This window comes from Synechococcus sp. R55.7 (assembly GCF_047461955.1).
In the GTDB taxonomy this organism is placed as follows: Bacteria; Cyanobacteriota; Cyanobacteriia; order Thermostichales; family Thermostichaceae; genus Thermostichus.
In genome coordinates this window covers 1-582 of the sequence record NZ_JANSIC010000506.1, presented here as the reverse complement: position 1 = coordinate 582, position 582 = coordinate 1, and the positions used below count along the sequence as shown (strand labels likewise).

Sequence of the window (582 nt, the reverse complement as noted above, 5' to 3'; positions counted from 1 at the left end):
CAAAGTTAACAATCTTCCCGGAGTCGTTGGTGTTGAGGGTGCAGGCGGCAAAAAGGACTGCCGCATCCTCAATCGTGACCGAGGTTTTTACCCCGTCGTAGTAGAAAGCAATGCTCTCAGAGCCCTGCACTGCTGTTTCTGGCGCCTGAGCTGAAATTGTCGGGGGAAGCTGAGTAACAGCCGGAGGATCCGAAGTAAGGGAACAAGCCGCCACTCCTCCTACGAGGGAGGAAGCCAAAATCAAGGGAGCTATCGGGTGACGAAAGCGGGATTTTGAGTTGCGGGAAGCCATGGCAGATCTCCTTCAAAAACTTGCTGGGGTCAACGTCTTTAGCAAGAGCTGCCCAGCTCACCCCACAGCCGGAGGATCCGAAGTAAGGGAACAAGCCGCCACTCCTCCTACGAGGGAGGAAGCCAAAATCAAGGGAGCTATCGGGTGACGAAAGCGGGATTTTGAGTTGCGGGAAGCCATGGCAGATCTCCTTCAAAAACTTGCTGGGGTCAACGTCTTTAGCAAGAGCTGCCCAGCTCACCCCAGGGAAACTCAAAGGCAAACCTTGAGTCTAGTCTCAAGTATACCCA

The 582-nt window shown here is 54.0% G+C and carries 1 pseudogene; it reads right to left on the bottom strand.

The features are described from left to right. Positions 1–292: pseudogene (locus tag NW820_RS13395) on the bottom strand (hypothetical protein); the annotation flags it as partial. Positions 293–582: the final 290 nt, after the last annotated feature.